The following is a 26,346-nucleotide window of genomic DNA, read 5'->3' as shown; positions in this document are numbered from 1 at the left end:
TTAGGTCTTGTTTTGGATCCCTGCCTGCTACTCAGGCACTTGGCGCTTCAGATGACGTTCTTATCCGGTACTTGTCGGTCAGGTTGTAAAGTGTTGGCCGGGTAACGCCCAGCAGGCGCGAGGCCTGCGCCATATTGAAATTGCAGGACTGAAGTGCCTGTAAAATTGCTGCCCGCTCGGCGTTTTCACGCACTTGCCGCAGGTTGAGCTGGCTCTCCGGGCCTCCCTCGTCGCAGTTGAGCTGCAGGTCGGCGGCGGTCACCCGTTTACCATCCGCCATGATGGTGGCTCGTTTCACCTTGTTGATCATTTCGCGCACGTTGCCGGGCCAGGGATAGCTCTTGATGGCCTTGATGGCGTCTTCCGTAAAGGCCAGGTTGGGGCGGTCCATTTGTTTGCCCAGGGACTGCAACAAGGATTGCGCGATCACCAGGGCATCTCCCTCACGGTCCCGAAGGGCTGGCACATCCAGAGTGATTTCGCTGATGCGGTAGTAAAGGTCCTCGCGGAAGGTGCCCTCGCTAATGAGCTCCTGAACGTTCCGGTGGGTGGCACACACCACGCGCACGTCCACCGATATCGGTTTTACCGAGCCAACCCGGTCAATTACCCGTTCCTGCAGGAACCGCAGCAGCTTGGCTTGCAAGGCCATGGGCATGTCACCGATCTCGTCCAGAAACAGGGTGCCACCGTTGGCACTTTCTATCTTGCCTTTTTTGCTTTGGGTGGCACCGGTAAACGAGCCTTTCTCGAACCCGAACAGTTCACTCTCGAGGAGGTTTTCGGGAATGGCAGCACAGTTGATGGCCGCAAATGGCTTGTCCGCACGATGGCTCCTATCATGAAGGGCTCGCGCCAGCAGTTCCTTGCCTGTTCCGGTTTCCCCAGTGATCAGCGTGGTGACATCGGTGGGGGCGACTTTCTCAAGGGTACGGCAGACGGAGAGCATCTGCGGGCTGGCTGCAACAATGCCCTTGATGCTAGTGCCGTTGTGGTCCCGTGCGAGCTCGCGGTTGTCCCGTTCCAGTTCCGCCAGCCTGAACGCACGGTTGACCACAAAGGTAAGAATGTCGGCATCCAGCGGTTTCTGATAGAAATCGCTGGCGCCCATGCCGATGGCTTTCACGGCGTTTTCTTTGTCTTCACGACCGGTAACTACGATCACCTTGGTCATCGGGGCCAGCTGGAGGATGTCTTCAAGCAGTCTGAAGCCTTCTGTGGCACCGCCGGCGTCCGGTGGAAGGCCGAGATCAAGGGTTACTACCTCCGGCTCGTCCCGCCGTAGGCAGGTGAGTGCTGATTCCCGGTCTGATGCCAGGGATACTTCCAGGTCTTCGCTGAAACACCAGCGCATCTGGCTCTGGAGGCCGGGATCATCTTCTACAATCAAGAGTCGTCTGGTCACAACTACAACAAGTCCTTTTTAAAGAAAATTCCACACCACTGATTCTCAACCGAACATTGACACTTTGCAACGCTGGTTTTCGGTTCCTCCCAATAATGACAATTAATTGGCGCTCTTTATCGGGTTTTGAGAGGCGGAAGCTGGTCGCACTGCCTTAACACTCTGTGTCGTGAGCTTTTCGTCCGCAAGCGGGATTCGGATGGAAAAACAGGATCCGATACCCGGTTCACTGGTGACATCAATGTTACCGCCGATTTTCCGGATATATTCGCGGGCCTGATACGCGCCGATGCCCATCCCGGTAAGTCCCTTGGTGCTCTCGAACGGCTTGAACAACTGAGTGGAAATAAATTCTCTGGTCATGCCTGCTCCGGAATCCTGAATGAACAGGACCGCGTTGCCTTTTGCGATTTTCAGAGCGATGGTGATTTCGCCATGCTGCGGGGTGGCGTCCTGGGCGTTCTGGATCAGGTGGCCGAGAACACTGCGCAGCTGATCGACGTCGGCTTTGATAATGGCATCTGGGGTTTCTCCTTCCAGGTGCGGGGCAGGTGCCTGATGTTGATGGTGTTCGATGAGCTCTGTCACCAGGTTGGTAAGATTCACCGGCTTTAACGGGTCCTCATCATCGGTGGCGGGTCTGCGAATGTGGTCCACAAGGTTCGACATCTTTCGCACGGCATGGTCGGTGGTGTTGATCATGTCGTCAATAAAGGCGGGGTTATTCCGGTGCCTCGGCGCATTTTTTACCAGCAACGACAACTGGGCTATCACTGTTTTCAGGTCGTGAACCATGAAGGCCGAGGCCTTGCTCACCGCCTCAAACTGCATCGCTCTGGCGAGCCGGTTTTGGGCATCGGCCTGGGCGAGCAGATTACAGGTCTGGCGGGCAACGACCTTGATAAGGTCGAAGTTCTCCCAGTTCAGAACAACACGGGCATAAGGGTTGCCGACCAGTGCCATCCCGTAAAGATCGTTGCCCAGGTACAGTGGAATAATCAGCCATCCGTCTGGGGTTTTTGCGATGGCGTCTGGTATTTCCAGGAGGTTGTAGCTGACCGGGTCCGATTGATACTCATGCAAATCGACAATCCATTCACGGTTTGAGAAAAAACTGACCAGCTCAGCATCGCTGTCAATCAGGGTGTGTTTGGGTGTGGACAGATTGATGGCAGCTTTAAGAACATAACCGTCACTTTCTCCTTTCAGCCAGATTGCACCGCCATTGCTTTCGACCAGGCCCGCCAGAATACGGATGACACGTTCAGGCAGTGGCGGATCGTCACTGAGATCGGCCAGTTCCCGGGTCATTTTCAGCCACTCTTCCCGGTAATCGTATTTGTAGTCGAAAAAGTTCTGGCTGATCTGCACCATGAGTTTGGCGCGGATTCGCCGCGAAAGCATGAGTGTTGTCAGGAAGACCAGTGAGATCGTGAAAAACAGGACCTGGAGTGCATCCCCCCATTCACCGCCGAGTATCTGAACATAATAGCCCCCCAGTGCCAGGAACAGCAGATAACCGCCAGCGAATACCAGGGTTCCTGCGTGAAATACCGCTGAACGGGACAGCTGGAAATCAACCGGTTGCTTACGTGTGTTGATGACGTTGACCGCGAACAGGGGGGTAAGCAGAGCGTTGACGAACCCTCGGGCGTTCCAGAAGGAGTCCGCAACCTGCCCGAACAGCAGGGCATCGGCATACATGAAGAAATCAAAGCCCAGGATGGTGGCAACGCCAATGCAGATATATTTGATGCTGGAGCGGCCAAAGCTGGGGGAGTTTCTCCAGATCTGCTCCACCAGGGAAAGGCCAAGGAGGGAAAGACCGATCTGGCCAAGCAGTTTGACTTTGCCGGTGGAGATTTCGACGCTTCCGAAATGCTCGATCACGCTGGTGCTGATTAACAGGACAAGCAGAACGACAGCGCTGGCGCCGAGGATTTTTTTAACTTTGCTGGTGAGCCTGTTTTCCCGCAAGCCGTCTTTTAGCAGGGCTATTATCAGGTAAATCCAGGCGGCGTCCCGAACCAGTTCAGTCAGGTAGCGGATATTAAATCCCGGATGCCCCCAGAGACTCTGGCTGACGATAGCAAGCGCCCATAAGGCCGAAACGGCCGCAGCGAGAGCAAGTGCCCGGTCCACTCCACGGCGCAAGTAGCGCGCGGCTACCAATATTCCCAGTAGCCCGAACGTAATCGCCGCCAGCGAGTAGCTGAGTACGTCCATGTTACTGAACATGCTTCATTGCCCCAAATAGATGAAATGCCTTTGGGAAGAATAGCTTTGTTTGAAAGTCAGGTTAACTCATTTGCGAAAAAAGCCAGCGGTTTTCAAGCGCTGGCTATCCATTGCTATTGGCTGAGATCAGCTCCGGCGCCTGCGAGAAACTCCCAGGCCGGCCAATCCGAGGCCGAGAAGTGCAAGGGTGCCCGGCTCGGGCACTTTGGCGATAATAGAAACCTTGTCGAGGAAGTTGCCGAGGGTTTCAGTATCCGGGTCAACGGATGTGAACATCAGCCTGGTTTGCTCACTCGATGCGGTGAACATGGCTGAGTAGATGCTCCAGCTGTTCGTGTTGGTGTTGGATACGTTTACATTCAGGTTTCCGGCATTGACGTCGAATGATTCCTGACCGGACCTTGCCCGGTATGCGAAGGTCAGTTCGTAACTCTTACCGATGGTGGTAACGATGTCCTGGAACAGAGTGAATGCCTTGCCTGTCTCCGGATGAGCGTTAAGCTCAGCGAACTGTTTTCCTTCAAAAGCAGTCACTCCGTTAAAGCCTGTATTCCAGATCTCAATGTTGTTGTCTTCGCTATCCCAACCATTTACCTGGCTCGGGTCGAAAAAGCCCCAGCCGCCGCCTGCCTGAGTGAGCTCCGGCGATTGTTCAAAGCCACCGTTGATCAGCAGGTTGGCTGATGCGACAGGTGAGGCCAGCAAAGCGGCCAGACCAACTACGGTCCCAATACTTCTTAATTTGGACATGATCTTTCCCTTCCTTCGTGGTTTAACACATAAGCGCAGGGAAGGGTGTAAGCACGGAATGTTCCAGATTTTCTAACCTACTGTTTAGGTGGAGGATCGGTGAAGCGGGGACATGCCGGGATTATGTAAGTGTAAAGAAATATGACACACCTCCCTGTGTGCTGTATTAAAAATTGAACACCAGAGATCAAACCGGCCGTTTGTTCTCCCGATAAAATCGGAAAATCTCCTTCAGCGGCCGTTTGGGCGTGAACCCGAACTCCCGGGCAAAGGCCCGACCATCAATCACCACCGGGTATTTGAAGAAAGCCATCAAATACGACGGAAAGCTGCGTAGCTTGAGTGTGCCCAGGATGAATTTCGGCAGAACAGGCGGAATCGAGGGCACGGGAATGCGCGTGCAGCCGCAAAGCTTGAGCGCGTGCTGGTAGGCCACCCAGTCCTGAGGCGCCACGTTGTATACCCCCCGTGTCGGTTTTTTATACGCCAGGACGATGGCGTCTGCCATGTCATCAATATGGATGAACTGCATCATCGGCGAGAAGCCCGCCAATACCGGCGCCCGTGAGCTTGCCAGAAGGGTGCTGATGGTATTGCGCACACCGGGACCAACGATGTTGCAGGGGCGCAGAATGGTGATGTTGAGTTCCGGGTAACGCCAAAGGTAAATGTTGGCCAGGTTCTCCAGTTCCACGGAATCCACTAGGTCGGCGCTCAGGCCGGCGCTTTTCAGCGGAGCTGCTTCATCAATGAGAGCGGGGTTGTAGGCCACCGCACCGTAGACGTGAAAGGTGGAGAGCACCACCACGCGTTGGATGCCGTACTTGTGGCTGAGGTCCAGCAGTTTCTGGGTGCCCAGTACATTCGCATTGTAGCGGCGCATGCGGGTGAGCTGGCTGGACATGATGCGACCCATGTGGATCACGCCGTCAAACCGGTAGCGCCGGAACAGGTCTTCAAATACGCGCTTGTTGAAATCGATGCAGTAGCTTGGGATATCGTCACCCAGGTAGACCTGTTCCCGGAAATCCACGGCCACCAGATCGCAGGTGTCCCGGAGCTGTTTGATCACCTGTTGGGCGAGGGCGCCGGCGGCGCCGGTTATCAGGATGTGTGGTCTGCGTTGTTCTTGTTCGGTCATCAGAAAAGCCTTTTCCTTTCGCTCAGTCCCTTGTCGATCAACCGGCTGATTTCGGCTTTGACCGTCTCCACCCGTTCGGTGACCTGTTCCTCGGGAATTTCCAGATCGTCAAAATACATGGGCGCCCCGAAGTTCAGGTGCACCTTTGCCGGAAGCACCACGGGCAGGGCGATGGGTGCGTAAGGGATGCCGAGTGCTTTGGCCAGAGGCTTGATGTTGGCGATGGCCGGGATGGTTTCCTCACAGCCCACCACGCCGACGGGCACGATAGGCGCCTTGTATTTCATGGCCAGGTGCATGAAGCCGTTGCCGAAGCGCTTGAGCTGGTAGCGGTCCTGGTAGAGCTTGCCGGAGCCGCGCACGCCCTCAGGGAAGACGATCACGGCTTCATCGTTGGCGAGCATTTTGGCGCAGTTGACCGGATCGCCCAGCACCGCTCCCACTTCATTGAGCAGATTGCCGAGCCAGGGCACGGTGGGGAAGAAACGTTCGATCATGGCCCGGGGAATGCGGGCATTTTCCTTGCGGGTCGCGAGGGCGTAGCCGACCAGCAGTCCGTCAATGGGCAGCTGGCCGCTGTGATTGCCAATGATCAGTACCGGGCCTTCGGCGGGCACATTCTCGACCCCGTGGGCCTCTACACGGAAGTACTTCTCATAGATCTGTCTGGTGATCGAGAGGCCATACTTCATGGCTTCGTTGTTATACCCCCAGGGGTCGTACCCGAGGGTTCCGATGGGTTTGCGGATCCGGTTGATATGTTCGTCCAGTTCCGCTGGAACCAGTCTGGATTTCAGAAACGATGCCAGGCTCATGCTTTCCTTCCGATTGAAACACCCAAAGTGTGGCTTTGTCCTTTATTAAGCACCCGATAATCGCCGGCGGCATTGGCGGTTTCGACGCAGAGCATTGACTGCCAGGCCGTGTCCGGGAAATCCGACAGTCGCGCTGCCTTTTCCGGGCCGGGATTCCAGACCACGGTGGAATCACTGCCAACCGCCGAGAGCTTGCGAGAGGTTTTGGGTGTCACAATGGTCAGTGGTTCACCGCTCTCATAAATCCGGTCGGTTTCGCCTTCGAAATAGACAGGGCCCTCCTGGGTGCGATATTCCCAGTTATCCAGGGTATCGATGTAATGGCTGCCACCAAGCCCCAGAACCCGTGTACGGCTGATGTCGCTGGTGGGGAAGTAGGTGTGCAGGGCCTGGCTGAAGGCGAGGGGATCATTGCCGAGGTTTGTGGTGGTCAGTGCCAGTTGGCAACCGCGAACTGAGAAGCTGAAGGTCAGCAGCGCCAGGGCGTGACCGGCCCAGACATCGCTGAAATCTTCATTGGCGTCCAGGGACAGGCTGATTTCCACCTCATGGGCACTCTCGCGGACATCCTCCAGTTTCCACAGTGCTGTGCGGGCAAATCCGTGGGCGGTTTCGGTATGAATGCGTTTCCGGACCTCTGGCGGGTTCTTGCCAGGATCGCCAAACCAGGGCCAGCACACAGGAACGCCCCCCCGGATGGCACGGCCGGGTTCATATCGGGCGGTGGGGCTCATCCACAGCCAGTCCGCTTCGTCCTGGGGCGCAAAACGGGCCAGGTGGGCGCCCTGCAGCACAATGGTGGCCTGAAACAGAGGGTGGTGTACCTCAAGGGCTTCCAGCTGCCCGATGGTTTTCCAGCGTGTGAAGGACCATTGGCCCGGAGAAAGTGATATCGGTGGCCTGTTACTGCTTTCTGACATGGTGAGTTACTGATCAAACCCGGTTAAGTGTATTTGCCTACTCAGAGAGTAAATTAAAACTGCCGCTCCGGCGAGAAATGCGCCTAAAATACGTTCAAATTCTGCCCGAGGCCCGCCGATGGAAACGCCGGTAGTCATCCCCATTCATGATCCGCTGATCACGCCGGTCAATGCTGTGCGAGGCGCTGTTGCTGGTAGTGATGTTCAGCCAGTGGACCTGGTGCATGATCGGCTGGACGCGGTTTCTGATGCCTGGCTGGATGAGCTGGCACTAGGGTTGAGCGAGCAGGGCTGGATGACACTGGATGTGCGTGCCCGGCTGGGTAGCGAACTGCTGGCGGCTTTGCAGAAGGAAGTTCAAATCCTGGACCGCACGGATGCCATGAAAAAGGCCGGTATCGGCCGGGGCAGCGACCTGATGCGTGACCGGTCTGTTCGCCGTGACAAGATTGCCTGGCTGCAGGGGATCACCGCGCCGCAGGCCGCCCTGTTTGAATTCTTTGATGCTATCCGCCAGGGATTGAATCAGCGTCTGTTCCTTGGCCTGAAACGCTTTGAAACGCACTACGCCACGTATCATCCCGGTGATTTCTATAAAAAGCACCTGGACAGTTTCCAGGGCCGCGCGTCCCGCGTGGTCAGCCTGGTGCTTTACCTCAATGAAGACTGGCAGGAGTCCGACGGCGGCGCCCTTCAGGTGTTCAGTCGGGATATTGAACACAAGGCATACGGCACCGTGTTGCCCGAGGCCGGGCGTATGGCTTTATTCATGAGTGAGGAAATCCCTCATGGGGTGCTTCCGGCTAATCGAACCCGTTACAGTCTGGCGTGCTGGTTCCGTCAGGATGAAGTGCCATTGCCCCTGTAGCCTTTACCCCTGTATAAAGCCGGTATCTTGAGCGGGCGGGGATTTCCCATTGTAGTCCGCAAACCCTTTTGCTAATATGCGCGCCGCTTTCAGGGAAATGTCCTGAAACGCCGTTATGGTGGCTCCATTGGTGCCTCCGCAACATGAAACCGTGAACCCGGTCAGGCCCGGAAGGGAGCAGCCGAAGCGGTGGAATTGTGTGCCGGGGTGTCGCTGATGGAGTCACCCCCAGTTTTCTCTCCTGCATTGCTATTACCCTGATTTTCCTCTCATACCAGCACCTTTTTCGGTCCGTTTCCGGGATGAACTTTGCTTCTTATAGACCTGTGTCCATGCTAAGGTTAGAGCCGTTTTTAACTGCAGTTGGCGGAACATGAGCTACCAGGTACTTGCCCGTAAATGGCGCCCACGCACCTTTGAGGACATGGTGGGCCAGGAACACGTGCTCCAGGCGTTAATTCACGCCCTGGAAAGCCAGCGTTTGCATCACGCTTACCTGTTCACCGGCACCCGGGGAGTGGGTAAGACAACCATCGGCCGTCTTTTGGCCCGCTGTCTCAACTGTGAAACCGGCGTTACTCCCAATCCCTGTGGTGAATGCTCCAGCTGCAAGGAGATTCAGGAAGGCCGGTTTGTCGACCTGATCGAAATTGATGCTGCCTCCCGCACCGGCGTGGACGACATGCGGGAACTGACCGACAACGTCCAGTATTCGCCTAGCCGCGGCCGCTACAAGGTGTACCTCATTGATGAGGTGCACATGCTGACCAATCAGTCCTTCAATGCTTTTCTGAAAACCCTCGAGGAGCCGCCGGAACACGTCAAGTTCCTGCTGGCCACGACAGACCCCCAGAAACTGCCGGTGACGGTGCTTTCCCGATGCCTGCAGTTCAACCTCAAGCGGATGACGCCGGAACACATTGCCGGCCACCTGAGGCACGTACTCGGCGCGGAGGAGATTCCGTTTGAGGAGCCGGCGCTCTGGCTTCTGGCCCGGGCCGCGGACGGCAGCATGCGGGATGCCCTGAGCCTGACCGACCAAGCCATTGCTTTTGGTAACCAGAAGCTGGCGGCCAGTGATGTCAGCAATATGCTCGGCACCATTGATCAACGCGATATTGAACGTATCGTGAATACGCTGGTTGAAGGGGATGGCCCGGCCTTGCTGGCGGAAATCAGCCGGATTTCGGATTTTGCACCGGATTACAGTGTGATACTGGCCGATCTTCTGTCCCTTTTTCACCGGGTTACCATGGAGCAGGTGGTTCCAGGAAGTGCGGATAACTCCCTTGGCGATGCCGAACAGGTGCAGTCCCTGGCCCGCAAACTCAGTGCCGAAGATGCCCAGCTGTTCTACCAGTCTGCCCTGATTGGCCGTAAGGACCTGGCCATTACGCCGGATGCCCGGATGGGTTTCGAAATGACCCTGCTCAGGATGCTGGCGTTCAGGCCGGGTGCTGACCGCCGGGAGCCGCCTGCCATCAGTTCCGGCGGCCAAAGTGCCGCACCTGAGCCACGGGATGAGCCCGACCCGGCGCCCGTTCCCGAGGTGAAAGTCGAGCAGCCCGAGCCGGAACCGCAGAAACCGGAGTCGGCACCGGAAACGGATTCCCCACCGTTACCGGAGGAGGATTCTTCGTGGCTGGCCAGTCTGGATGCGCAGGCGCAAACAGCAGAGGAATACGACGATCCGTATTCATCCCGTCCGGAGCCTGCCGTTGCGCAAGAGCAGGCCGCTGAAACGACGCCGGAGCCGGTCTCACAGCCAGAACCCGAACCAGAGCATCAGCCAGAACCGGAAGTTCCCGCCGAACCGGACGGTGAGTTTCTCTGGCACCGTGATTTCCGTAGCCTCGGTATCGTTGGCATGCCGGGAAACCTCGCCAGCCACGGCGCGATGAGCCAGAAGGGTGAAACGATTACTCTGACGATTGACGAGGGCCACGCCCGGTTGCTGAACAGCCGTCACGAGGAAAGAATTGTCGCGGGCTTGAGAAACCGGTTCGGTGACTCCATCCAATTACGTATAGAACAGGGCCACCCGGGACCGAACACACCTGCAGCTTACGAAGAGCGTCAGCGCAAGGCCCGGCAGGAAGCGGCGGAAGCATCCATTCGGAAGGACCCGGTCGTACAGTCTATTGTTGAACGATTTGAGGCGCGGGTAGTCGAAGAGAGTATTCGGCCGATTGAGACAAGCAGGAGATAAGGCATGATGAACAATATGGGCGACATGATGAAAAAAGCCCAGAAAATGCAGGAAGAGATGCAGAAAGCCCAGGAAGAAATCGCGAAGGCGGAAGTCACCGGTGAAGCCGGTGCCGGGCTCGTGAAAGTCACCATGAACGGTCGACACGATGTTCGCAAAGTGGAGATTGACCCGTCGCTGATGTCTGAGGAAAAAGAGATCCTGGAGGATCTTCTGGCGGCCGCGGTGAATGACGCCGTTCGCCGGGTCGAGGCCAATCAGAAGGATAAAATGTCCGGTATGATGTCGGGCATGGGCCTGCCTCCCGGTTTCAAGATGCCGTTCTGAATTCCATCCTGCCGTAGTCTGAGGACATTTCATGGCGTTCAGCCCTTTGGTTGACGAGCTCGTCGAATCCCTTCGTTGCCTGCCCGGCGTCGGTCAAAAGACCGCCCAGCGCATGGCCTTTCACCTGCTTGAACGGGGTCGCTCCGGCGGCACCCGGCTCTCGGAAGCGCTGAACCAGGCCATGAGTGGTGTGCGGCGCTGTGAAAGTTGCCAGAACTTTGCCGATACCGAGATCTGTGGCATCTGCGACAATCCGCAGCGGCGCACCGGCACACTGTGTGTGGTTGAAAGCCCATCGGATTTGCTGGCTATCGAGCAGGCTGGTGATTACCGCGGTGGCTATTTCGTGTTGATGGGGCATCTGTCGCCCATTGATGGCGTCGGCCCCGAGGAAATCGGCATCGAACGTCTGTTGAAACGGGTTCGGGACGAAGGCGTTACCGAACTGATTCTGGCGACCAATCCCACGGTGGAAGGTGAAGCCACCGCCCACTACATTGCGGACCGACTCGATGGCCGCGGGATTCTGATTACCCGGCTGGCTCACGGCATTCCAGTGGGCGGCGAGTTGGGCTATGTGGACGGCTTTACTCTGACCCACGCTTTTCGAGGCCGCAAACCTCTCTCCGAATAAATCTGACCAGGCATTTCTATGGATATTTCTGCCCAGGCCGCTGCGGCTGTTGACGTTCCTCCGGCACCTGCCAGCATTCACTGGATCCGGGAGCCGGAGGCACTGAATCGCTGGCTTGATCGCGCGCCCGGCAAACCCCTGGCACTGGATACCGAGTTTGAACGGGTAAACACCTTCTACCCGATTCCGGGTTTGGTCCAGCTCGGACTGGACGGCGAATTCTGCCTGGTGGATCCTGCCGTTGCCGAGCAGTCCCGCCGTTTCCGTGAGATGTTAGCCGATCCGGCAACGCCCAAGCTTCTGTATGCCATGAGTGAAGATCTGGAGCTGTTCCGCCAGTGGCTGAACCTTGAGCCTGCAGGTGTGATTGATCTGCAAATTGGTGCGGCCATGGCTGGCGCTGGATTCTCCCTGGGCTACGCCCGGTTGGTGGAAACTCTGTTTGGCGAAACTCTCGACAAATCCGTGACCCGGTCCGATTGGCTCGCCCGACCACTGAGTGAGGCGCAGCAGCGCTATGCCATTGAGGATATCCGCTTTCTGGAACCCATGTACGAGTGGGTAACGGGATTGCTACGGAAGAGGGGCCTTGAGGCGGCGCTGGCGGAGGAGTCCACACGATTCGCTGACGAACTGGCAGGGCAGGAGGATCCGGACAACCATTACCTGAAGCTCCGGGGTGGCTGGTCTCTCACGCCACAGCAACAGGGCGTGCTCCGGGAACTGGTTCGCTGGCGGGAGCTTGAATGCCAGAAACAGGACCGGCCGCGAAACCGGGTCTTGTCGGATGCCCTTTTGATCGCCATCGCCGAGAACATGCCGGGCTCCCAGAGAGAACTTTCCAATATTCAGGGCGTGCCTTCCGGTGCGGTCCGGCGTTATGGCGACACGGTCATCGAACTTGTTAGCAAAGGGGCAACAGCGGATAATTCCGGGCTGGAACGCATCGCGCCGCCGTTGTCGAGGGATCAGCAGGGGTTCTTCAAACACTTAAAGCGTTTGTTTAGGAAAGCTGCGGAAGATGCTGATATACCAATGGAATTGCTTGCGCCCAGGAAGCGGCTTGAGAAAGTGGTACAGCACCGTGATCTGGGACAACATGAATTTTTTCAGGGCTGGCGGGCGCAGATTCTCGCGCCGGTTCGCGCTGATATCGAGGAATTACTGAAGTCATGAAAGAACGGGAATTTGTCTCTGTATTTCGAAGCAGCAAAAAGAGCGATACCTATATTTTTGTCCGCAGAGGCCAGGAATGGGAGGAGCTGCCGGAGAGCCTGCGTGGCATTTTCGGTCAGCCGGTTCATTCCATGGATCTGGTTATGACGCCGGAGCGCAAACTGGCAAGAACCACCGGCAAGCAGGTGCTCGAAGCCATCGGGGAGAAGGATTTTTTCCTGCAGATGTCCGAGGAGAGAGACGGCTACGTGGTGGACTTCCGGACGAAGCCGGAGCAGCGTAACCCATGATTGCCCAGGTGCCGTTCTGGCAGCGCAAGCGCCTGGACGAAATGACACCTGAGGAATGGGAATCCCTGTGTGACGGCTGCGGCAAATGCTGCCTGAACAAGCTCGAAGATGAAGACACCGGCGAGGTCTACCACACCGACCTGGTGTGCCGTTACATGGATGAAGAGACTTGCCGCTGCACCGTCTATGATGAGCGGCTGAAAAAGGTCCCGGGTTGCACAGTGCTGACACCGGGCACCATCACCGACTACCATTGGCTACCTTATACCTGTGCCTACCGAACCCTGGCCGAAAGCCGGCCGCTGGCGGCCTGGCATCCGCTGCGAAGCGGTGACCCCGATTCGGTGCACGAGGCGGGCGTGTCCATCCGCCACCGGGTTGTTTCAGAGGCCCGGGTGCCGGAAGAGGACTGGGAAGAACACATCATTCACTGGATTCTGTAATGATCGATACTGATGCACAAATGGCCTACGGGATTTTCTGGGCCGCCTACGCCATTGCCTTCGTCGTGTTCTTTTACATGATGAAGAGCCTGATTCGCTTCCTGCCCCTGTACGGGTTGAGAACACTGATACTCGCCGCGCTGGTTGCCCTGCTGCTGACCCCGGTTGAGTCCCCGGAGGTTGCCGGCTGGTGGATTCCGGCCTGGCTGTTTGGCGGCTATGAAATGATCCTGGGAGAGGCAGATGCCGCGGGCCGGGCGCTGTTCAACCTTGGCCTTGCGGGTCTGGTGATGCTGCTGGTCTGGGTGCTGGATCTGGTTCGTTATCGCCTGGTTCGTCGGTAACGCCAATCAATAATAAGAACGGATGAAAGCCTTGATAGCCCTTAAACACAGATTGCTGAGCCTGTTTGCATTGGTCATCGCACTCAGCCTTCCTCTGCCGTTAGCTGCGCAGGAGGCTGATGATGTTCAGCTCCCCGGGCAGTCGGATGTGCGGATTATTGTCGATATCTCCGGTTCCATGAAGGACACCGATCCCCAGAACCTACGCCAGCCTGCTGTACGACTGCTTGCGCGCCTCCTGCCAGAAGGCGCGACGGCGGGTGTCTGGACCTTCGGGCAGTACGTGAACATGCTGGTTCCGCACCGCGAGGTGACCGATCAATGGCGGGAAATGGCCATTGAACGCTCGGAGCAGATAAATTCCGTTGCCCTGAGAACCAATCTGGGCAAGGCCATTGAAGTCGCCAGTGATAGTTACTACACCGACGGTGATCTGAGCAGCACCCACTTTATTCTGCTGACCGATGGCAAGGTGGATATTTCCGCCGACTCTGCAGCAAATTCTGCAGAGGAGCAGCGCATTCTGGAAAAGATGGTTCCCGCTCTGGTCGCCAGGGGCGCAACTTTTCATCCGGTCGCGCTTTCTGAAGCCGCGGATACGGACTTCCTGAGGGCGCTGGCCGCGAAATCCGGCGGTCGCTATCAGATTGCCGAAACCGCGGATGCCCTGAATCTTGCCTTTCTGGAGGCCCTGAACACGGCAGTTCCTCAGGAACAGATTCCGATTGAGGGCAACGCTTTTACCGTTGACGACGGCGTTCGCGAATTTACCGCGCTGATCTTCTGGGGCGATGCGGAAACCTCGGCCACGCGGGAACTTGAGCTGGTCCGTCCCGACGGCGAAGCGGTTAACCTGGCGGATTCGCCGGACAACATACGGTGGGCACGGGAGGCCGGGTATGACCTGATTACCGTGGATGAGCCGGTGGCAGGCGAGTGGCGACTAAACGGAGAGCTGGGTGAGGGCAGCCGGGTGACGGTTGTCAGCGATCTGCGAATGGTGGTCAATCCGTTACCAACTACCTTCTCTGCGGAACGGCCGGTCGATATCCGGATCGCCTTTTTTGAAGAACAGGAAAAGATTACCAACCCGGACTTTCTGGGAGTTCTGGATGTTGAGCTGACCATCACCTCCGAGGACGGTCGTAGTGGAACAAAGGTCTTGTCAGCCGAACAGCCCCCGGAAGACGGAACCTATCGGGATTCAGTCAACCGGTTGCCGGCTGCCGGCCTGTACCGGATTGATGTGGTTGCCGACGGCCAGACCTTCAGCCGCAAGTTCAGCGCGACCGTCGGGTTTACGGTCCCGGAAGGCGCCGAGCCCGTTGCCGAGCCACTGGTAGCGCCGCAACCCGAGGCTGAAGTGCCCAAACCGGTGGCTGAACAGCCTGAGCCGGAGATTGCCCCACCCATAGATGTGAGCCAGGTAGAGGAGCCTCCTGCGCCGGCGGCAGAGCAGCCTGAACCCGAGCAGCCTGAACCAGAGTCAGCAGAGCTGGAAGAGAGGCAGGATAGCTTCCCAGTGCCCATGTGGATGATAGCGGCTGCCGCGGGTGGGGTTGCGCTGTTTGCCGGCGTTGTATGGGTCGCCCTTCGTCAGCGCAAGAAGCGCCGGGAGGCCCAGGCGGAGGCTGCTGCTGAGCGTGAGACTCTGGAAGATCTGGAAGAGAAGCCCGAGTCCGAGCCGGAACCGGAACCTGAGCCAGAACCAGAACCAGAACCAGAGGAAATTCCGGAGGTCACAGAGGAAATGGCCGACGATGATATGTCGGAACTGGAAGCAGTGGTTGATGAGCACGAAGCGACGCTGCAGGCAGAAGACGAGGAAGAAAACATTCCGGAACTGGAAGACGTCGCCGATCCATCTGATGCCGACGCCCCGGAAGACGATGACGGCGAAGAATTCGGGCTTGAGGATTTTGACCTGTCCGAGTTCGACGACTTACCGGATTTCGACCAGGACGAATCCGGGTTGCCGGATAACGATCCGAAAAAGAAAGCCGACGACAAAGATCAGAAAAAGTAACCAACAGGAACCAGACTCATGAAGTTTACCGGTACCGAGAAATACGTTGCCACCGATGACCTGCAAATGGCCGTCAACGCCGCTATCACACTTCAGCGCCCGCTGTTGATCAAGGGCGAGCCGGGCACCGGGAAAACCCTGTTGGCCGAAGAGATGGCCGAAGGCCTTGGTGTGAAGCTGATTTCGTGGCACATCAAGTCCACCACAAAGGCCCAGCAAGGGCTTTACGAATACGATGCGGTATCACGTCTGCGGGACTCCCAGCTCGGCGACGAGAAGGTCAAGGACATCAGCAATTACATCGTCAAGGGTAAACTCTGGGAGGCCTTTGAAGCTGACGAGCAGGTTGTTCTGCTGATTGACGAAATCGACAAGGCTGACATTGAGTTCCCCAACGACCTCCTGCTGGAACTGGATCGCATGGAGTTCTTTGTCTACGAGACACAGCAACTCGTTAAGGCAAAGCAACGCCCGATCATCGTCATCACCAGTAACAACGAAAAAGAACTGCCCGACGCGTTTCTGCGCCGCTGCTTCTTCCACTACATCAGCTTCCCGGATCGTGACACCATGCAGACTATCGTGGATGTTCATTTCCCGGGCTTGCAGCAGGAAATCGTTCGTGATGCCCTGGAAGTGTTTTTCGATGTGCGCAAGGTGCCGGGGCTCAAGAAAAAGCCCTCCACCTCGGAGCTGATTGACTGGCTGAAGCTGTTGATGGCCGATGAGCTGTCGTCAAAAATGTTGCAGGAGAAAGATACCAGCTCGGCGTTACCGCCTCTGTACGGTGCTCTGGTGAAGAACGAACAGGACGTGCACCTGTTGCAGAAGCTTGCATTCATGGCGCGTCGCCGCAGCTGATACCCGGCAAGAGTCACGTTTTATGTTGATTGATTTTTTTCTTGAAGTCCGGCGCGCAAAGGTACCTGCCAGCTTGCGGGAGTTTCTGGATTTATTGGAAGCCCTGCAGCACCGGCTGGCCTTTGCCAATATGGAAGAATTCTATTACCTGGCCCGTCTTTGCCTGGTAAAGGATGAACGCCACTTTGACAAGTTCGACCGGGCCTTCCAGGCATATTTCGAGGGTATCGAGAACCTGGATGACCTGCTGGAGGCGCTGATTCCGGACGAATGGCTGCGGGCTGAGTTCGAAAAGCACCTGTCCGAGGAGGAGAAGGCCCAGATCGACTCTCTCGGTGGTCTTGAGGAGCTGATCGACACGTTCAAGAAACGCATGGAAGAACAAAAGGAACGCCATGCCGGGGGCAACAAGTGGATCGGCACCGGCGGTACCTCGCCCTTCGGCGCTGATGGCTACAATCCCGAAGGCTTTCGGATTGGCCAGAAGAGCGGCCGCCATGGCAGAGCCGTAAAGGTCTGGGAAAAGCGCGAATACAAAGACCTCGACGACAGCGTTACCCTGGGTATCCGTAACATCAAGGTGGCGCTGCGGCGGTTGAGGAAGTTTGCCCGCCAGGGTGCGGCTGACCAGCTGGATATGGACGACACCATCCGTTCTACCGCGCGAAATGCCGGCTACCTGGACCTGAAGATGGTGCCGGAGCGTCACAACGCGGTGAAAGTGCTGATCTTCTTTGACGTGGGCGGCTCGATGGACCCGCACATTCGTGTCTGTGAGGAGTTGTTCTCGGCGGCACGTCTCGAGTTCAAGCACATGGAATATTTTTACTTCCACAACTTCGTTTACGAGAGCGTCTGGAAGAAGAATGTCCGCCGGATGAACGAGACCATAAGCACCTGGGACATCCTTCACAAATACACGCCGGACTACAAAGTCATCTTTGTGGGTGATGCCACCATGGCGCCCTATGAGATATCCCACCCGGGCGGCTCAATCGAGCACTGGAATGAGGAAGCGGGCGCGACCTGGTTCCAGCGCATTTCCGATCACTTCCGCAAGGTGGTCTGGCTCAACCCGTTGCCCGAAAGTTACTGGGGCAATGGCGGCTCACTGGCCATGACCCGGCAGCTGGTCAACGATCACATGTACCCGCTTACCGTTGAGGGCCTTGAATCGGCCATGAAGCAACTCAGCAAATAAAAAAAAGCCGATGCGGTTGAGGGCATCGGCAAAGCTCGGCATATCAAACGGGGGTTGCCTGTTAGGCGCTCCCGTCGCCTTCCAATGAGCAATTACAGGGCCAGTTAAAATAGAAGCAATAAAATCAACTGGTTGGTGGTATCGGGATTCGGTTTCAGTGGCCCGGCTGCCCTGACCATTTCTGCCTCTGTTAAATAACTCGACACTCTCCGAACTTTCAGTTCAACACTCCTCCTTATTTCTCTTCACTCCCTGTTTTCCAATTGGTGATCTGGATACCGTTCTTGGCGGTTACCAAGTGTTACGCTTTCTGCCGATCTGTTACAGAAGTTTGCATGGGTTACAAAGGCAGGAGGCTTATGTTCGGCATACAACAAGCACAAAAACGCCGGATTCAGGAACACAGAGCGTTCACCGGCTGGCTATTTCTGCTATTGCTGCTGCCCGCTGCGACAAAGGCTGCCACGGAGCTGGATGAGGAAATAGAGACGCTGAGCGCCGAGGTTGCCGGGCACTCTGCCAGCGTCTTTGCCCTTGAACAGAAGCTGCTGCATCCCGCCAATACCCGGCTGGCGGTTTTTCTGACGCTCCAGAGCCGGGACGCGCTTGATCTTGATTCGGTGGAGCTGTTCGTAAACGGCCAGCCAGTTGCTTCACATCTTTATACCGAAAGAGAACGTGCCTCCCTCGAACGCGGAGGGATTCAGCAACTGTTTACCGGCAATCTCAAGAACGGGGAACACGAGCTGAAAACGGTTATAACTGCCCGCTCCGCCAATGATGATTTCGTTCGCCGCGAATCGGTACACCGTTTTCAGAAGCGCCCGGGTACCCTCCGGTTACAGATGAGTCTGGAGGCACGTGCACCGGACTATGAACCCCGGGTTTCGTTTGTTGAGTGGAAGTAGGTTGCCATGACCTTTCGACTCCTGCGCATTTCTTTATCGCTTCTGATCATCAACCCACTGACGGTGTCTGCCGCACCTGTATTACCCGCTGATATCCGGGATGGCCTGGAAGAATTCAGGCAGGCCAGTGGGGTGGGCGTGAACCTGGGCGACAACCACCAGCAATCGCTTTATAGGGATGCCGAGGAAGCTCGTTTGAGCGGGAAGACGGACGATGCCGGGCGCGTCCTTGCCGGAATGAAAGAAGGCTACTGGGCCGCTGTGGGTTACCTCAATCTGTCTACCGATTATGCCAGGGAAGACCTGAACCCTGCCCGTGCCCTGGTTGCCCTGAGGGTCGCCCTGGCCATGCTGGAAGGCGACGAGGACTCCGCCCGCCGTGACCAGCTTCGCAACCGTTTGCTCGTCCGCGCCGGCTACCTTGCGTACCAGCACGGGGAGTACGAGAAAGCGATCGGTTTTCTGGAAAAAGTCTCACTGGACAGTTTCAACACACCGAGGGCGCTCTATCTTCATGGCCTTGCACTCTCGCAGCGGAGCAACCACCGGGCCGCCATGCAGAGCTGGCACCGGGCCAGGAAATACCCATTGGCTTACCCGGGTGTTGCGGACGCCTGGATTGGTATGGGCCGGGGATACGATCTCTCTGGCTACCTCGGGCAGGCCGGTGAAGCCTACCTCGCAGCCAACGCAGCCTTTGAAAGCGAGCGGGTAACCCTGCGCAAACTGGCTGAAAAAATCCGGGACCAAGGGGCTTACAAGACACTGGTGGAAGATGCCAGGGAAACCGGGATTGACTGGTTCCTGGCGGACAGCCGCACACTGACCCAGCCACGCATGGCCTATCTGCTGGGTTTCATGGAGCAGCCAGCCGCCCAGCATGCCGCGGGGCGGGTCGCCGCTCTGGCAGCGATGGCCGCAAGGCTTGCGGGTTACCAGAGGGATCTGGGAATCTTCGACAGTGCGCTGGCCGAGCAGATCGCCAACATTCAGCGGCAAACTGCTAGCGCACATACAGCAGCACTCGCCAGCCAGGGAGCTGATCTCAGGGACAGGATCGAGCGTTTGTCGGCCAAAGCGGCGGATTCCGCTGACAAAAGCCGGCTCTCCAGTCTGGCGCAAACCCTGGCGGATACCCAGGACTGGCTGGCCAATCTCGATCATCGGGCATCCGGGCGACCGGAGGAGCTTCGGCAGCTGCGCTATCAGTCTCTCGCGCTAAAGAGCAGGAATGACGCGCTCGTCTCCTCGGTTAATCGTCTGAGAATGAAAGCCGAGGAGGCTCTGGACAAACTGGCCCTCGATTACGTTGCCAGCCGGGATCAGCAGATGGCATTCGCCCTCGATAAAACCGAACAACAGATAGCCCACCTGTACGAATACCTTGCTCTGCAGAGTCTTGCCGACGCCGATCTCTCCGAAGACAAAGCGGGGGAGGGGCGGCCATGAGACGACTGGTTCCAACGTTTTTCACCGCACTTTGTTTCCTCTCACCGGTGATGGCCCAGGAGTCCTTCCGGGTCGACCTCGGGCGTGATGGCGAAACCATCGGTGACATGCGCCCCGTTTTTCTGAAATTCGAGTCCCGCCCCATGCCGGCGATTTCGGCTTCGGAAGTGGCACGTCGCTATCATCGCCTGTTCCTGAACTCGGATGAGCCGGAGGTGCGGATTGATGCCCTGAATCGCTTGAGTAACATTCGCGACAAGTCCGGTGCGGACATCGGCTTCTCTCCGTCCGAGGAACAGAAGGTTTACCGCGAGGCCATCAGTAGCTACGAATCGATCCTGGAACGGGGCTCCTTTGGCGGGCGGCTTGATGAGTTGCTCTATCAGATGGCCAAGGCCCATGCCCTGACAGGCAACCATGAGGATTCCATTCAGCGGTTGAAACAGCTGGTCGGCCTCTATCCGGATTCGGCGCTGGTGCCAGAGGCCAGGTTCCGGATTGCGGAGTCCGCCTTTGCGTCCGGTCGCTACGCAGAGGCAGAAACTGGTTATCAGCTTCTGGTTGAATCCGGCGAAAACGGCGAACTCGGCACCAAGGCCCGATATATGCTGGGCTGGAGTCAGTTCAAGCAGGGTGCCCGGGCCTGGGACCGGGCAGCCAATACCTTCGTCACCGTTCTGGACGAGTTTCTGCCAAGCGCCCAAAGCCTGGAAAATGTTAACGAATCGAGTGTCGACACTATCGATGACACCTTCCGCGTGCTTGCCCTGATGGCGGCCAGAAAACGTGGTCCTGAAACTCTGATTTCCTGGCTGGACGAGAGCCGGATGCGGCCCTGGGCGCATCTGCTGTTTGACCGGCTCGCGGATTATTACGCTGTCCAGGGGCAGACCGAAGCCAGCGTTGCCGTCAACGAGGCATTTATTCACTACGCGCCGGATCACGCCAAGGTTCCCGCATTCCTGTTGCAGCTAGTCGATGTCTGGCAGCGGGCTGGCCAGCCTGAACGGGTTCGTGGCGCGAGGGCCGAGTTCGTTGCACGTTTCGCGACCGACGCCGGCTACGATCGCCTCAACCCGGGCGAGCAGAAACAATGGCAAGGCTTCAGCCGGATGCTGGCGGACTTTCAGTATAACCGGGGAACAAACTCGGCTAACACGAACGATGTTACCATCGGCGAGGCGGCTTTTGCTTTGGCTGCGGGGTATTACGAGGGGCTTGCCCGGTATTCAGTCCGGATTGGTGAAATCCTTCGGCTGGCGGGTGACGCGCGGCTCCAGGCAGGTCAGTTTCCCGAGGCACTGGCGAACTTCAGGCGCGCCGCCTATGAGGTGAATTACAACGAGGCGGCTGATGCCGGATGGGCGGCCGTTTCGTTGCTACGCGAAGGCCTTGATGGTCGGCGAACGGGCCAGGGATTCACCCCGGGGCTTGAGGAAGTTTCTGCCGAAGCCGATCGGTTTGCCGAACGTTTTTCCGGCGATGCCAGAAGTGCCGGCCTGATGGCAGATCTGTCTGACCGCTGGCTCACCGCAGGCGAACACCAGCGCGCTCTGGATTACAGCGCCAGAGTCATCACCCGTGGGAAAGCTTCGCCCCGGGAACGTTATGCAGCATGGCAGGTAACCGCAAAAGTCCGACAGCAACAGGATGAATACGGTCTTGCAGAGAGGGCCTGGACGCAGGCTCTGGAGCTCGCGGAAAACAGCGACATCGGGAATCTCCCCAACAACCCGGTAGGGGCTGATGAGATAGCAAGCATCCGCAAACAGCTGGCCACGGTGGTGTACCGTCAAGGCGAGCGGGCCGCGGCCAATGGCAAGATCGAAGAGGCGGTCCGACACTTCCGTCGCGTCGGTTCCGTGCTGCCGGGATCAGATCTTGCCATCAAGGGCCGCTACGACGCCGCCAACACCCTGCTCAAAGCGTCGGACTGGCCCGGGGCAATTGAAGATCTTGAACGTTTCCGGTCGGACTTCCCGGGGCATGAGCTGGCATCGGGCATCAGCGATAAGCTGGTTCACGCCTGGGTTTCATCGGGGCAGCCAGCGCTGGCCGCATCAGAACTCCTCCTGGTGGCTGAAGGCCAACCTGATCCCTGGGAGCTTCGGCTCAGAGCCGCCGAACTGCTACACGAAGCTGGTAATGTCGCCGAACGCAATGGCCTTTACCGGGACTATCTGGCCACTGGCATCGTTGCTGAGGATGGTCCGGGCCACCTGCAACTTCAGACCATGCGTTACCGCCTTATGGAATCAGGCGTTGAGGGGGATTACTGGCGGGAAGCCATGGTCCGCGCGGAGTTGGACAGCCCGTGGCACAGCCCGGACACCCTGCAGTGGGCTTCTCGCGCTTCGCTGGTTCTCGGTGCCCGCGCCGCTGCCGTTTTCACCAGCATTGAACTGACCCATCCCCTGGAAGACTCGCTGGCACGTAAGCAAAGCGCGCTGGAAACCGCGCGTCAACGATTCCTGGATGCCGAGGCACTTGGCGGAGAGGCGGTGTTGTCTGAGTCCCTTTATCGCCGTGCGGAACTGTATCGGGGTTTGGCCCGGGACCTTATGGCGTCATCAGTGCCCGCGGACCTGAATGAGCTGGAGACCATGCAATACCAAATGCTGCTGGAAGAGGAAGCCTATCCGTTTGAAGAGAAGGCCATTCGGCTGCACACCGAGAACCATCGGCGGATCACCTCCCGGGGATACGATGCATGGATTGGGCGCAGCCTGGGTGTTCTGGCCGATCTGCATCCGGGGCGCTACGAGCGCAAGGTGAAATGGTTGAGCTGGAACATGGAGGCTGGTGATGGTGCGTAATGGCTGCTTGAAGAGCCTGTTGGCCTGGACTCTTCTGCTTGTTCTGCTGGGAGGCTGCGCCGGGCAGACGGTTCAAGAGCCCGAACCCGTGCAGGCGAACCCGGAGTTGGCAAAAAGCTTCGCAAGGGAAGGGCAACTGGCTCTGGAACAGGGCCGCAGGCATGCCGCCGCCGAGGCATGGCAGAAGGCCGTTGAGCTGGACCCGGGCAATGCGGTCGTCGTGAATAATCTGGCCCTGGTAATGAAAGATCAACACCGCTTTGCCGAAGCGGCAAAGCTTCTGGAGACCGGTATTTCGAACTCGCCGGAGGTTGCCGAGCTGCATTACAACCTGGCCGTGATTGCGGAACTGTATCTGTTGGAACTCGACAAGGCGCTGATTCACTACCACCGCTATCGGGCACTGACGGAGGAAGACGACACGCTCGTCACCGGATGGATTGCCGACCTGGAACGGAGGCTGCAATAGATGCGCAACTACCTGCAGAAAACCGCAACGGGTGTGTTGTCAGTCGTTGTGGCCGGACTGATCGCGCTGGCTCCGGTCCGTGCAGAGGCGAGCCCGGATGACACCGTTCGTCTGAGCGTTGACGGCATATCGGCCAGTCTTGGCGAGGATGAGCCTCGGGTGCTTTACATATTGCCCTGGCGGGCACCGAGCCTGCCAAAACGCCCCCGGGCAAAGCTGGATGATACGGCGCCAGAACTGATGCGGCCGGCAGACCCTGTGGCGCTGGAAAGGCATCGCCTGTTTCGTGAAACCCTTAACCCCCTGATCCTGAGCCCCCTGATTCCCAGCTCCTCGGGGACTCAGCCATGACTGTGCAGTAACAACGGGAGAACAATCATGCTCGACACCATCGTACGTTTTTTCCAGGAAGGCGGCCCCTTCATGTACCCCATCGCCGTTGTGTTGGCGCTGGGCCTGGCCATTACCCTGGAACGGTTTTTCTACCTCTCCGGAGTCAGGCGGCGCAACCGGGCGGCCTTCGAGCGGGGTATCCTGCCCTTGTTGCAGAAGCGTGATTACCAGCGGGCCATGAAAGCGGCCAGCAATTCGGACAGTGCCATTGCCGCCATCATGGGTGCAGGCATTGGCCGGTTGCTGAGCAACAGCCGGCGGGAAGATATTGAATACGCCATGGAGGAAGGTCTGATGGAAGTCCTTCCCCGGCTGGAAAAACGCACCCAGTACCTGGCAACCCTGGCCAACATCGCCACTCTTCTGGGACTTTTGGGTACCATCATCGGTCTGATCGCCGCCTTCACCGCAGTGGCCGCCGCAGACCCTTCCCAAAAGGCCAGCCTGCTTTCCAGCAGTATTTCGGTTGCCATGAATACCACCGCATTCGGGCTGATGTCTGCGATACCGCTGCTGATGTTCCATGCCGTGCTGCAAACCCGCACCAACGAAATCGTGGACAGTTTTGAAATGGCTGGCGTGAAACTACTGAACATTGTTTCTGATCCTGTTTCGAACCCGCACTCCCGGCCATCCGCAGCCTGAGTTGATGCCATGAGACGCCGACACCGCAGGCTGAGTACATCGCCGGAGCTGGACATAACTGCCTTTCTGAACCTCATGATCGTTCTGGTGCCGGTTCTGTTGCTGGGCATGGTGTTCAGCCAGGTCCGCATGATCGAACTGAACTTTCCGGGAATGGAGGCCGGCGACGCTCCGGAAGCGGATGAGTTTCGCCTAGTGGTAACACTGATTCCGGAGGGCATCGAAATTGCTGACAGCGATCGGGGGCTGATCCGTGTGCTGCCGAAAAATCAGGGAGCACAGGATTTTGACGCGCTTCGTGACGTCCTTCGCCAGGTGAAAAACCGGGTGCCGGCGAAAACCGATGTGGTGCTGGAAGTTGGCCCCGATATCGATTACCAGACGTTGGTCACCGCCATGGATACGGTTCGCTCTTACCCGGCCGTGGTCGCGGCCAGTGTGGTTGAGGGCGAGCTTTTTCCGGATGTTTCCCTGATGGATGCTCCGGAGAATCGCCAGCTTGCCGCCGCTAACAGGAAAGCATCCGGGGAGGGCGTGTGAAGAAATCGCGAAAGGCCCGCAGGATCCAGCGGCACCGTGGCCGCATGCACAAGCCGGGTGGCCTGAATCTGGTTTCGCTCATGGACATCTTCACCATTCTGGTTTTCTTCCTGATGGTGAATTCCTCCGATGTGAAGGTCATGCAGAACACCACCGATGTGACTCTGCCCAAATCGACGGCACAGCAGGAAGCCGAAGAGAGTCTCACGGTGCAGGTAACCGGCAACTCAATTCTCGTTCAGGGCAATGAAGTGGCCCGGTTGGACGGCATCGAAACAGGAGATACCCATATTTCCGGTTTATCGAAGGAACTGGCCTGGCGGCGTAACCGCTGGCCCGAGCTCCCCGATGAGGGACTGGCGGTTACCATCATGGCCGGCCGTGATACCGATTACCGGCTGCTCCGGAAAGTGATGCAGACTTGTGTTGACGAGCAATACCGACAGGTTCGGCTTGCGGTGGAAGGGGAGGCTCGCAATGGCTGATACCTTTTCTCCTGCGGCGCAATCCGCCGGGCTGCCATGGAGCCGGGATACCGGTGAGAATCTCCGGTTTGGTGCCATCGTCGCGGTGATGCTGGCACTGTTACTGCCTCCGGCATTTTTGATTCCGACACTGGACCTGCCGGAAATTGAACGCAGTGACGCCGAGCAAATTGCACCGAGGCTTGCGCGCCTTGTGGAGAAGCCAAAGCCCGTTGTGGAACCTCAGCCTGTCAAGCCAGAGCCGGTCGAACAAGAACCGGAGCCCGAACCCGAGGTTCAGAAAAAAGAACCGGAAAAGCCGACCCCCGAACCCGTAAAAGCTGAACCGAAACCCGCACCCCGGCCGGAGCCCACCGTTGCCCAGCCGGCCAAACCGCAGCAAACCACCGAGCAGGCGAGGGAGAAGGCATCCCGGTCCGGGCTGCTGGCGATGAAAGACCGGCTGGCCTCGCTCAGGGCGCCCGAACCGGCGCCAGGCAGGCAATTTGTGGCGAACACAGATTCCGATAGCGTGGCTCGCAACGTTGCCCCAGGGGATTCGGAAAGGGTGCTCAGTGGCAGCGGCGGGGTTACAGACGCTGTGACCCCGGAAACATCGGTTAATGTGGCCGGACACGAGGTCAGGAAAGTCGCAGCGCCCGTTGAGGAGGCCCGTGCCGTGGTTGCGAAGCCTGCTGATTCCGGGCCGTCAGTGGGTGAGCGTGCCATGAGCAATATTCGCAAGGTATTTGACGCCCAGAAAACCGCGCTTTACTCCCTGTACCGACGGGAGTTGCGGCAGGACCCAACGCTTGAGGGCAAGGTATTACTGGAGCTGGTGATCGAACCGGATGGTTCGGTTTCCGCCTGTGAAGTTGTCAGCTCCGAACTGGAGCATCCTTCCCTGGAGCAGAGAATCGCCATGCGGGTACGACTGTTCCACTTTGGTGCCGACAAGGTCGAGACCCGCAAAGTGCGGTTCCCGATTGATTTCCTGCCCGGCTGACCGGAAGT

The 26,346-nt window shown here is 57.8% G+C and carries 26 protein-coding genes and 1 other RNA gene; 21 read left to right on the top strand and 6 right to left on the bottom strand.

The annotated features are described in order from the left end of the window. Positions 1–31: 31 nt before the first annotated feature. The 6 genes from prsR to CLH62_RS01655 form a co-directional block, all read right to left on the bottom strand. Positions 32–1,405: a PEP-CTERM-box response regulator transcription factor gene (gene prsR / locus CLH62_RS01680; protein ID WP_099616420.1), complete on the bottom strand. Its 1,374-nt coding sequence runs from the start codon at positions 1,403–1,405 to the stop codon at positions 32–34. Between the two features lie 102 nt (positions 1,406–1,507). Next, positions 1,508–3,643, bottom strand: coding sequence for an XrtA/PEP-CTERM system histidine kinase PrsK (prsK, locus tag CLH62_RS01675; protein WP_099616419.1), 2,136 nt, complete (start codon positions 3,641–3,643; stop codon positions 1,508–1,510). Between the two features lie 126 nt (positions 3,644–3,769). Then, on the bottom strand, positions 3,770–4,393 hold the full coding sequence (locus CLH62_RS01670) for a DUF642 domain-containing protein (RefSeq protein ID WP_099616418.1): 624 nt from the start codon (positions 4,391–4,393) through the stop codon (positions 3,770–3,772). Between the two features lie 187 nt (positions 4,394–4,580). Continuing rightward, positions 4,581–5,534 (bottom strand): SDR family oxidoreductase, encoded by a 954-nt coding sequence (locus CLH62_RS01665; RefSeq protein ID WP_099616417.1) that lies wholly within the window; start codon positions 5,532–5,534, stop codon positions 4,581–4,583. After that, positions 5,534–6,349 carry a lysophospholipid acyltransferase family protein gene (locus tag CLH62_RS01660; protein ID WP_099616416.1) on the bottom strand — a complete coding sequence of 272 codons (816 nt, stop codon included), beginning with the start codon at positions 6,347–6,349 and terminating at the stop codon, positions 5,534–5,536. The genes CLH62_RS01665 and CLH62_RS01660 overlap by 1 nt, the downstream gene beginning before the upstream one ends. Further along, positions 6,346–7,269 (bottom strand): D-hexose-6-phosphate mutarotase, encoded by a 924-nt coding sequence (locus CLH62_RS01655; protein WP_099616415.1) that lies wholly within the window; start codon positions 7,267–7,269, stop codon positions 6,346–6,348. The genes CLH62_RS01660 and CLH62_RS01655 overlap by 4 nt, the downstream gene beginning before the upstream one ends. A gap of 118 nt (positions 7,270–7,387) precedes the next feature. Between CLH62_RS01655 and CLH62_RS01650 the strand changes: the two genes are divergently transcribed. The 21 genes from CLH62_RS01650 to CLH62_RS01550 all read left to right on the top strand — a co-directional run bounded on the left by CLH62_RS01650 (position 7,388) and on the right by CLH62_RS01550 (position 26,338). Next, positions 7,388–8,137 (top strand): 2OG-Fe(II) oxygenase, encoded by a 750-nt coding sequence (locus CLH62_RS01650; protein WP_099616414.1) that lies wholly within the window; start codon positions 7,388–7,390, stop codon positions 8,135–8,137. A gap of 125 nt (positions 8,138–8,262) precedes the next feature. Continuing rightward, an RNA gene (gene ffs, locus CLH62_RS01645) (signal recognition particle sRNA small type) lies at positions 8,263–8,359 on the top strand. A 151-nt stretch (positions 8,360–8,510) separates the two neighbouring features. Next, positions 8,511–10,346 carry a DNA polymerase III subunit gamma/tau gene (dnaX, locus tag CLH62_RS01640; RefSeq protein WP_099616413.1) on the top strand — a complete coding sequence of 612 codons (1,836 nt, stop codon included), beginning with the start codon at positions 8,511–8,513 and terminating at the stop codon, positions 10,344–10,346. Between the two features lie 3 nt (positions 10,347–10,349). Continuing rightward, positions 10,350–10,673 carry a YbaB/EbfC family nucleoid-associated protein gene (locus tag CLH62_RS01635; protein ID WP_099616412.1) on the top strand — a complete coding sequence of 108 codons (324 nt, stop codon included), beginning with the start codon at positions 10,350–10,352 and terminating at the stop codon, positions 10,671–10,673. Between the two features lie 31 nt (positions 10,674–10,704). After that, positions 10,705–11,307, top strand: a complete 603-nt coding sequence (gene recR, locus CLH62_RS01630; protein ID WP_099616411.1) for a recombination mediator RecR — start codon at positions 10,705–10,707, stop codon at positions 11,305–11,307. Between the two features lie 18 nt (positions 11,308–11,325). Further along, complete coding sequence (locus CLH62_RS01625) at positions 11,326–12,483, top strand: ribonuclease D (RefSeq protein ID WP_099616410.1); 1,158 nt, start codon at positions 11,326–11,328, stop codon at positions 12,481–12,483. Beyond that, a complete protein-coding gene (locus CLH62_RS01620) occupies positions 12,480–12,773 on the top strand; it encodes a YcgL domain-containing protein (protein WP_099616409.1) in 294 nt (97 codons plus the stop codon). The genes CLH62_RS01625 and CLH62_RS01620 overlap by 4 nt, the downstream gene beginning before the upstream one ends. Next, positions 12,770–13,216 carry a YcgN family cysteine cluster protein gene (locus CLH62_RS01615; RefSeq protein ID WP_099616408.1) on the top strand — a complete coding sequence of 149 codons (447 nt, stop codon included), beginning with the start codon at positions 12,770–12,772 and terminating at the stop codon, positions 13,214–13,216. Before CLH62_RS01620 ends, CLH62_RS01615 begins: the two co-directional genes overlap by 4 nt. Then, positions 13,216–13,560: a hypothetical protein gene (locus CLH62_RS01610; RefSeq protein WP_099616407.1), complete on the top strand. Its 345-nt coding sequence runs from the start codon at positions 13,216–13,218 to the stop codon at positions 13,558–13,560. Before CLH62_RS01615 ends, CLH62_RS01610 begins: the two co-directional genes overlap by 1 nt. Before the next feature lie 22 nt (positions 13,561–13,582). Next, positions 13,583–15,586, top strand: coding sequence for a VWA domain-containing protein (locus CLH62_RS01605; RefSeq protein WP_099616406.1), 2,004 nt, complete (start codon positions 13,583–13,585; stop codon positions 15,584–15,586). A gap of 18 nt (positions 15,587–15,604) precedes the next feature. Further along, a complete protein-coding gene (locus CLH62_RS01600; protein WP_099616405.1) occupies positions 15,605–16,447 on the top strand; it encodes an AAA family ATPase in 843 nt (280 codons plus the stop codon). Positions 16,448–16,469: 22 nt separating this feature from the next. After that, positions 16,470–17,648: a vWA domain-containing protein gene (locus tag CLH62_RS01595; protein ID WP_099616404.1), complete on the top strand. Its 1,179-nt coding sequence runs from the start codon at positions 16,470–16,472 to the stop codon at positions 17,646–17,648. 359 nt (positions 17,649–18,007) lie between these two features. Beyond that, positions 18,008–18,556 carry an AraC family transcriptional regulator gene (locus CLH62_RS01590; protein ID WP_228152743.1) on the top strand — a complete coding sequence of 183 codons (549 nt, stop codon included), beginning with the start codon at positions 18,008–18,010 and terminating at the stop codon, positions 18,554–18,556. 6 nt (positions 18,557–18,562) lie between these two features. Further along, complete coding sequence (locus CLH62_RS01585) at positions 18,563–20,005, top strand: hypothetical protein (protein WP_099616403.1); 1,443 nt, start codon at positions 18,563–18,565, stop codon at positions 20,003–20,005. Continuing rightward, a complete protein-coding gene (locus CLH62_RS01580) occupies positions 20,002–22,821 on the top strand; it encodes a tetratricopeptide repeat protein (protein ID WP_099616402.1) in 2,820 nt (939 codons plus the stop codon). Before CLH62_RS01585 ends, CLH62_RS01580 begins: the two co-directional genes overlap by 4 nt. Further along, positions 22,811–23,290, top strand: a complete 480-nt coding sequence (locus CLH62_RS01575) for a tetratricopeptide repeat protein (RefSeq protein WP_099616401.1) — start codon at positions 22,811–22,813, stop codon at positions 23,288–23,290. Before CLH62_RS01580 ends, CLH62_RS01575 begins: the two co-directional genes overlap by 11 nt. After that, entirely contained in the window at positions 23,291–23,641 is a 351-nt protein-coding gene (locus tag CLH62_RS01570) for a hypothetical protein (protein ID WP_099616400.1), read from the top strand. A gap of 27 nt (positions 23,642–23,668) precedes the next feature. Next, entirely contained in the window at positions 23,669–24,328 is a 660-nt protein-coding gene (locus tag CLH62_RS01565) for a MotA/TolQ/ExbB proton channel family protein (protein ID WP_099616399.1), read from the top strand. 9 nt (positions 24,329–24,337) lie between these two features. Next, positions 24,338–24,868, top strand: coding sequence for an ExbD/TolR family protein (locus CLH62_RS01560; RefSeq protein WP_099616398.1), 531 nt, complete (start codon positions 24,338–24,340; stop codon positions 24,866–24,868). Next, on the top strand, positions 24,865–25,353 hold the full coding sequence (locus CLH62_RS01555) for an ExbD/TolR family protein (protein ID WP_228152742.1): 489 nt from the start codon (positions 24,865–24,867) through the stop codon (positions 25,351–25,353). The genes CLH62_RS01560 and CLH62_RS01555 overlap by 4 nt, the downstream gene beginning before the upstream one ends. Continuing rightward, on the top strand, positions 25,346–26,338 hold the full coding sequence (locus CLH62_RS01550; protein WP_099616397.1) for an AgmX/PglI C-terminal domain-containing protein: 993 nt from the start codon (positions 25,346–25,348) through the stop codon (positions 26,336–26,338). The genes CLH62_RS01555 and CLH62_RS01550 overlap by 8 nt, the downstream gene beginning before the upstream one ends. Positions 26,339–26,346: the final 8 nt, after the last annotated feature.

It is taken from the genome of Marinobacter guineae (assembly GCF_002744735.1).
GTDB classification, from domain to species: domain Bacteria; phylum Pseudomonadota; class Gammaproteobacteria; order Pseudomonadales; family Oleiphilaceae; genus Marinobacter; species Marinobacter guineae.
The sequence above is the reverse complement of the archived record's forward strand: the minus strand, read 5'-3'. Positions and strand labels throughout refer to the sequence as shown.